4 protein-coding genes are annotated in these 3,982 nt (G+C 32.1%); 2 read left to right on the top strand and 2 right to left on the bottom strand.

Annotated elements, in window-relative coordinates; translation table 11 throughout:
- Positions 1-141: 141 nt before the first annotated feature.
- On the bottom strand, positions 142-1,317 hold the full coding sequence (locus tag HMPREF3134_RS10145; protein WP_011274926.1) for an MFS transporter: 1,176 nt from the start codon (positions 1,315-1,317) through the stop codon (positions 142-144).
- A 117-nt stretch (positions 1,318-1,434) separates the two neighbouring features.
- Positions 1,435-1,665 carry a hypothetical protein gene (locus HMPREF3134_RS10150; protein WP_049781270.1) on the bottom strand — a complete coding sequence of 77 codons (231 nt, stop codon included), beginning with the start codon at positions 1,663-1,665 and terminating at the stop codon, positions 1,435-1,437.
- A gap of 151 nt (positions 1,666-1,816) precedes the next feature.
- Here HMPREF3134_RS10150 and HMPREF3134_RS10155 point away from each other — a divergent pair, with 151 nt between their 5' ends.
- Entirely contained in the window at positions 1,817-2,497 is a 681-nt protein-coding gene (locus HMPREF3134_RS10155) for a response regulator transcription factor (RefSeq protein WP_011274925.1), read from the top strand.
- Positions 2,498-2,522: 25 nt separating this feature from the next.
- Positions 2,523-3,980: a sensor histidine kinase gene (locus HMPREF3134_RS10160; RefSeq protein ID WP_256262283.1), complete on the top strand. Its 1,458-nt coding sequence runs from the start codon at positions 2,523-2,525 to the stop codon at positions 3,978-3,980.
- Positions 3,981-3,982 lie beyond the last annotated feature (2 nt).

Consider the following 3,982-nt stretch of genomic DNA (forward strand, 5'->3'; position numbering starts at 1 on the left):
GTCGTCCCACCCCCGCAAGGATGACTAGAACTGAAAAAAGCTTGATTTAAGCGCATTTTCAGTTCAGTCAGCTACTGCGAATTTGCAAAATAGCATCATCATATTATTTATGTCCCAGGCTCTTAAAATGGTTATATGATATTAATTTTTAGCATAATGTACGTTCTTTAATGTAATTACAATAATCAGTCCTAATAAACCTATAAAGGCACTTACAAACGTGACCGCTTCAACATTCATATTTGAAACAACAAGGCCACCGATAATACCACCTAAACCAATACCTGCATTAAGACAAGACATATTCCAACTCATAACTTGACTTGTGTCACCTTCAACATGTTCGATAATACCACTTTGTATCGCAGGGTTCGTACTCCATTGCACGATATTCCAAATAAAGAGTCCAACTAATAATAGTACTGTTGTGGATAAAATTAAATTGATGGCTAGCATCACGACAATAAATACTGAGAAAGCAATAATTAACCATCGCTTACTAGTCAATTTATCAGCTAGTACACCACCCATTGATGTACCAACAACACCGGCAACGCCATTAACGAGTAGTGCTAATGATACATAGCCCATGGAGTGACCATTTTCTAAAATAAGTGGATTGATAAATACAAACGTCACTGAATTAGCGATTAGAATAAGCAATGTAATTGCTAAAAACTTAATGATCTCAACTGGTCGAACAATATGAGATGTGACTTGATTATCATCGGAAACGTTATTATACATTCTATTGGCTTGATTGAGTTCCGTAGTAGTTGGAAGATATTTCAACATTAATAAGCCGGCAATAAGACTAATAACAATAATAAATACGAATGTGAAACGCCAACCAATCCAATCACCAATCATCGTACCAATGGGCACACCAAAGACATTTGCCCCACTGAATCCAGTATAGACAACGCCAATCATCTTACCTCTGTTCTTAGGTATCGTTAGCATTGCTGTGAGCGCTAAGACTTTAACAATGATTAATGAAGCTGCAGCTGAAGATAATATACGTCCAATGACTAGAATCGTAAAGTTAGGCGCCACAGCGATGATTCCATTACCTACTACAAAGATGACTAAAGTCCATAATAATACAGGACGTGCAGGATATCGATTTGTTAATTTAACAAGTATAGGTCCACATATCGCAAAGGTTAATGCATAAAGTGTGACAAGTTGTCCAATTATTGCTTCTGAAACACCTAAGTCATCACTCATTAAATTCATGATACCAGCGACCATCATTTCAACCATACCTACTATAAATACACTGATGATAAATGTCGCTATCCGCATAACAGACATCATTCATACTCCTTTCATTTAATCTTTTTACATAAAAAAAACAGCTACGCACTGTTCTTCAAGTTTCGTAACTGTTCCATTATATAATATTCACTTATATTTTTCTTCCCCAATGTTTTAAAAGAGACTTTCATTATTGTTGTATTGATGTTCGATAAGTTCTTGTAGAAATGCTGAAACAACAAGTAATGCAATTGCGCCGTAAGTCACATAATTATTATGCAACAAAAAATCAATACCGAAATTCATACTAAAATAACTTTCTATTAGACTTATTAATAATCTAAGTATATTAAATAGTGCAAGTAATGTAATCATAATTCCAAGCAGCTGGGATATAACTTTCATTTAATTTGCTCCTTCGTTAAATGATTTAGTTATATAGTAAAATTTTTAAATTAAATACTACTTAGTTTAATCTTAATTTTTCCTTAAATCATAATTACCGGAATAGTTAAATGTTAAAAAGTTGTATAAGATAGATATTGAGGTGGTTTTAATGAACGGTGAAGTGCTCATTATTGAAGATGATAAAGATATTAATGAGTTGATGAAATTATCTTTAAGTACAAAAGGGATACAACATATTAAATCTGTTGATAATATTGAGGATGCAAAATATGAATTACTGAACTTCAATTTTCAAGTTATATTATTAGATTTAAATTTAAAGTCTGAAGATGGTTATCAGTTACTGAAATATATTGATTTAAATGACACAGCTGTCATAGTAGTGACTGCTAAAACAACACATTTAGATGTCTATAAAGGCTTTGAACAAGGTGCAGTTGATTATATTAAGAAACCCTTTGACCCTATGGAGTTATACTATAGAGTTTCATTACATTTAAACGATAAAGGTCAGTCGATGTATCGTTATAATGATTTAACTATTAACTTTAATAGTATGGAAGTGTGTGTAAATGAGAAACCAATCAACCTTACGAATCGCGAATATAATTTATTAACGTATCTTGTTAAAAACAAGAACCAAGTACTTACGAAAGATCAGCTATACGCTAAAGTTTGGGGATATGATACAGGTGTCGACGATAACACTTTGATGGTACATATTAGAACTTTGCGTAAGAAGATTGAAGCGGCTCCTAATTCACCTAAGATGATTAAAACTGTACGCAGCAAAGGATACATGTTCAAGGAAGATGGCAATGATCAATAAATTTACATTAAAATTTCTTAAATATATGACTATATTTGTACTTCTAAATTTCACTATCACATGTACATTAATTATCATACTGTTTTTTAAAGTATTACCAAATATTTATTGGGATATTAATGAGATTGAGCCTACTTACTTAGAGACTTATGGCATTACTCAAGAACCCAATGCTAATCTTAAATCTTTAGCCAAAAAGAGTAACGTCGATTTATACTTCGTCCGTAAAAATGGAGACATTCTCTACCCAAAATCGAAACGTAATTCAAATATAAAACCAACGCTATTAAATAACATAAATAATGCGAATTCTGTTGTATCAAAAGAAGGCACGTATCTTGTTTATATCTATAGAAATAAAATGAAACAACCTAAAATAACAAATAGCGATGAAATCAAAACATCACAACTACTTGATAGTTTATCATCTTTAGATTTCAATCATTACAACTATTCAATTTCAAACAATGAACTTCAATTTGTGAAGAATCCAGGTCAAAGAACGATATTGTGGAATGATAACTTTGGAGAAGCTTTCAATGATAGTAAGAATACATATATTTTACTTTTCATCACGTTTATTATGGCTAACGTCATTTTAGTTGCTTTAACGGCCATGTTAATTTCAAAACGTCTTACAAGACCGTTATCCTTTTACATTGACTGGATAGGTAATTTGTCGCTAGGCAAACTACACCAGCCGACGTCGAAGCGTAAACGATTTAAGAATCGTCGAACATATCCGGAACTGGACGCATCTTTGTCGAAATTGAATGAACAAATGCTGTCTGATAAGTTTTACCATAATCAAATGTCGTATTATAAATCGAAATGGATTAGTCAAATTTCACATGATTTAAAATCGCCACTTACAACAATTTATGGTTACTCTAAACTAATACAAGCAGATGAACAGTCACAATCTTATGTTCAAATTATTTCGGAGAAAGCAACGTTTATGAGTGATTTGATTGATAGCTTGAATCAAACCTTTGATATGGAAACCAATCAGATGAAGCATGATAAAGAGAACTTCCCTATTCAATCAACAGTTAATCGAATTGCTCAGATTATTGGTTACCAATCCCTAACTTGCGACTTTCATTTTGAAGATGGGTCAACATTTTATGGTAATAAATTGTATTTCGAGAGACTGCTGATCAATTTAATTAATAATAGTATTGATCATAATGAGATCAACCCTAGCATAAAGATTACTTTTTCTAAAATTGAAAATAACTTGATGATTGATTATATGGATGATGGTCGAGGTTTACCTCACGATAATATTGATGCATTATTTAAACAGTCGTATACGTCGAAAGCAAATAAAGCTCAACATGGTATCGGTTTATCTATCATAAAAGACGCTGTTAATTATCATCATGGTTCAATTACACTATTACCATCTAAGCAAGGTGTACATTTCCATATCATATTAGTGGACAAAGCAGGCTCTATAATAAATTGGACTGATGACTAAAA

Origin of the sequence: Staphylococcus sp. HMSC14D10 (assembly GCF_001808125.1) — a bacterium.
Taxonomy (GTDB): domain Bacteria; phylum Bacillota; class Bacilli; order Staphylococcales; family Staphylococcaceae; genus Staphylococcus; species Staphylococcus haemolyticus.

Bases quoted from the DNA above. Each gene is read 5' to 3' on its own strand.
- HMPREF3134_RS10160 (WP_256262283.1), top strand. From the start codon at position 2,523: ATGACTATATTTGTACTTCTAAATTTCACTATCACATGTACATTAATT.
- HMPREF3134_RS10155 (WP_011274925.1), top strand. From the start codon at position 1,817: ATGAACGGTGAAGTGCTCATTATTGAAGATGATAAAGATATTAATGAG.
- HMPREF3134_RS10145 (WP_011274926.1), bottom strand. From the start codon at position 1,317: ATGTCTGTTATGCGGATAGCGACATTTATCATCAGTGTATTTATAGTA.
- HMPREF3134_RS10150 (WP_049781270.1), bottom strand. From the start codon at position 1,665: ATGAAAGTTATATCCCAGCTGCTTGGAATTATGATTACATTACTTGCA.